The 2,756-nt window shown below is 64.0% G+C and carries 3 protein-coding genes; 2 read left to right on the top strand and 1 reads right to left on the bottom strand.

The genetic code is table 11. The annotated features are described in order from the left end of the window. The first annotated feature begins 638 nt into the window (after positions 1-638). Positions 639-1,010, top strand: a complete 372-nt coding sequence (locus tag BN13_RS17575; protein WP_048548522.1) for a hypothetical protein — start codon at positions 639-641, stop codon at positions 1,008-1,010. A 57-nt stretch (positions 1,011-1,067) separates the two neighbouring features. Next, positions 1,068-2,153: a G1 family glutamic endopeptidase gene (locus BN13_RS21000; protein ID WP_084733861.1), complete on the top strand. Its 1,086-nt coding sequence runs from the start codon at positions 1,068-1,070 to the stop codon at positions 2,151-2,153. A gap of 71 nt (positions 2,154-2,224) precedes the next feature. Here the strand turns inward: BN13_RS21000 and BN13_RS17570 are convergent. Then, positions 2,225-2,756: ISL3 family transposase (locus BN13_RS17570; RefSeq protein ID WP_048548521.1), on the bottom strand; the 532-nt coding region annotated here is incomplete at its 5' end.

Genomic DNA, 2,756 nt, shown 5'->3' with positions numbered 1-2,756 from the left:
CCGCCACCAGTCACCGGCACAACCCGGTGACGGTGGCCAACCGCCTCGAGCGGCTCGGAGCCGACATCCGACGCATGGAACGCACCCTCGCGCAGGCCCTTGCGGCCGGCTACCAGCGTCAGGACCTCATCGACCGGCTCGCGATCGACCGGGCCGACCTCGAGCACGTCTACACCGACCCAACCGTGGTCATCGCGACCCGGTTAATGCCTCCAGTTTTGCAGGTGGGTGACGGAGTTGTTCGTCGTGGCTGCGGACTCGGTCGGCGAGGCTGGTTCACGGCTGCGCGTAGGGTCGCGATCTCGTCGGTTAGCGACGTTTGCGGTCCATCGGTGGGGCGCTGGTGTTGTTCGATGATGGCCCGTAGCGCGGCGTTGCGGTACAGGGTGGATCGGGCGAGACCGTTGTCGGTCGCGATCGCGGCGAACATGACCCGGTCGACCGTCATGGGCCAAAGTCGGCGCAGGCGCGCTCGACCCTATCTCTCAGGGTTGTGCCGGTGGTGGGAGGGGATCGGATGGCGTGGTCAACCAATCCAGAGAGGCCGCGACGACCACACCGGCATATGCTCACGCCCGCGCGACCACTTCTGGTATCCTGGGAGGGGCGACCGATCTAAGATGCGGAGGGTTCCGGACATGACGCGTGCGGGCAAGGTGATCGGCACATGCGCCGGGGCGGTGCTGGCTGCGGGGGCCGTCGCGGCCCAGGCATCCCCGTCTCATCTCGAAGGTGGGCCGGTCATCGAGGTCGTCCAGTGCCCCGGCGGTGGGACGGTCACCTTTACGAAACCTGGCAAAGGGTTCGACCCGTTGACCGCGACCGATGACGCCCTGCAAGCCAATGGCTTGCCTCCGCGGCCGAGCACTGAGGATGGTCCCGGGGGCAAGGAGGCGTTGGCCGCGTGGACCAAGATGGTCACGGGCGTTATCACCTACATTCCCGGCTGTGGAGATCCCACGGCGCCCAGGGTGGACCGTTCCCACGGACTACAACTCGCTCCGCACTAGTTACACAACGTTGGGGAAGTCGCCGAAGTCAGACTCAATCAAAGGAGGCTTGCGGTCATGACGCGTGCGGGCAAGGTGATCGGCACATGCGCCGGGGCGGTGCTGGCTGCGGGGGCCGTCGCGGCCCAGGCATCCCCGTCTCATCTCGAAGGTGGGCCGGTCATCGAGGTCGTCCAGTGCCCCGGCGGTGGGACGGTCACCTTTACGAAACCTGGCAAAGGGTTCGACCCGTTGACCGCGACCGATGACGCCCTGCAAGCCAATGGCTTGCCTCCGCGGCCGAGCACTGAGGATGGTCCCGGGGGCAAGGAGGCGTTGGCCGCGTGGACCAAGATGGTCACGGGCGTTATCACCTACATTCCCGGCTGTGGAGATCCCACGGCGCCCAGGGTGGACCGTTCCCACGGACTACAACTCACTCCGCGACGTGGACTCGTTCTCGTCGACGACGACCCATCGGGTGAGAGAATCGCCAGCCTAAACTACGCAGGAAAATCTGCTTCGGTTGATCACGTGGCTTTCGATGCGGACTCGCATATCAAGGTCCCTTCGACCTCCTGCACGTCACAATTTAGGAGGTCAACCCACTGGGTCGCAGTGGGAAGAATCTCTAACGTCACCACGTCGTACCCATTGGTTCAGTCGGGGGTCGATGCAAATTGCTCCGGGGGAAGTGTTTCATATAACGCCTTTTACGAAATCTTCCAAGGTACCGAGGACTATCAGGAGAACGCTTTACCTGTCTCCGCATCCGTCAATGACTACCTCTACGTTCATGTAGGCATCTCCAATACTTCTAGTCATAAAGTAGTTTTCCACATGGTGAATACAACGGACGGGATCGATCTCGGGAGTTTTACTCCACCCACGTCGACGGGTCCGGACTACTACAACCCTCCCTACTACACTGGCGGGACGGCGGCCTGGATTTCTGAGAGATTCGGTGGGTCTCCGCTAGCGGACTTCAACTCGGTGACCTTTCAAACGAACCGCCTGGCTAGCGGTGGGGGAACCTGGCATAATCTACACGGTGAATCGCGCGTTGGGTACGTGATGCAGGGATCAACGGGTACGGTTCTCGCTGATTACGACTCGACTACAACGGGTGGGAGCTTCCACAATATTTGGCACGCTCCTCAGTGAGGTGCCCGACTACCCCCCAGCTTTTGGCCAAAGTTTGCCTTGGCCGGGGTGTCCGGCCTTAAAGGGGCTCATCACAATCGGGGGTGTAGGGCTGGCCTGAAGCCGCCGGTCTCGAGCAGGCTGCGGGCGATGTAGTTGGTGAGGTTGCGGAACCCGAGGGCGGAGCCTCGGAGGTGTTCGAGGCGGCCGTTGAGGGCTTCTGTTGGGCCGTTGCTGGTGCCGGGCCGGTCGAAGTACGCCAAGACATCGGCGGCGCGCTGGTTGAGGGTTCGGCCCAGCCGCCGCAGCTCGGTCAGTACGGCCGGGACGCCCTCGCGGAGAGCCTCGATCACTGCGGTCATGGCTGCTCGGCCTGAGGTGCGGTCGGGGTCGCGGTAGGCGGCGATCATCCGTTGCAGGATCCCCCAGGTGGCCTCGACCTCGACGTGGTCCTCGTCGGCGAACAGTGCGGTGAGGCGTTCGCGTTGCCGGTCGGTGAGCAGGTCGGCGCCGGTGTGCAGGGTCCGCCTGGCCCGGTACAGCGGGTCGCCCGTGAGCCCGCGGTGGCCGTGGAGCTCGAGCTGGACCCGGCGCCGGCAGCGGTCCAGAGCATCCCCAGCGAGG

The sequence above is a fragment of the Nostocoides jenkinsii Ben 74 genome (assembly GCF_001046875.1).
Taxonomy (GTDB): domain Bacteria; phylum Actinomycetota; class Actinomycetes; order Actinomycetales; family Dermatophilaceae; genus Nostocoides_A; species Nostocoides_A jenkinsii.
The sequence above is the reverse complement of the archived record's forward strand: the minus strand, read 5'-3'. Positions and strand labels throughout refer to the sequence as shown.

Coding starts and splice junctions, on each gene's coding strand:
- BN13_RS17575 (WP_048548522.1), top strand. CDS start 639: ATGACGCGTGCGGGCAAGGTGATCGGCACATGCGCCGGGGCGGTGCTG.
- BN13_RS21000 (WP_084733861.1), top strand. CDS start 1,068: ATGACGCGTGCGGGCAAGGTGATCGGCACATGCGCCGGGGCGGTGCTG.